Here is a 237-nt window from a genome sequence, read left to right as displayed (position 1 = left end):
CGGTTCCTTTGCAGGACCGAACTCGGTTGATGTTGCATCTTTGATACCGGCAAGATTGCGTGCAGCTTCAATACAAGCCATCTGCATACCAAAGCAGATACCAAAGTAAGGAACCTTACGCTCACGGGCAAATTTAGCCGCGAGAATCTTGCCCTCAGCGCCACGCTCACCAAAGCCGCCCGGCACCAGAATGCCGTGAACTTTTTCAAGATACGGAGCTGCATCTTCATTCTCGAA

At 51.1% G+C, this 237-nt stretch carries 1 protein-coding gene; it reads right to left on the bottom strand.

Features of this window, described 5'->3' with window-relative positions:
• On the bottom strand, positions 1-237 hold a 237-nt coding region (locus tag HBA93_RS23480), incomplete at both ends, for a glutamine amidotransferase-related protein (protein WP_502910196.1).

Source organism: Ochrobactrum sp. SFR4, assembly GCF_019730395.1.
Classification (GTDB): Bacteria; Pseudomonadota; Alphaproteobacteria; order Rhizobiales; family Rhizobiaceae; genus Pseudochrobactrum.
This window is presented reverse-complemented; position numbering and strand designations above follow the sequence as displayed.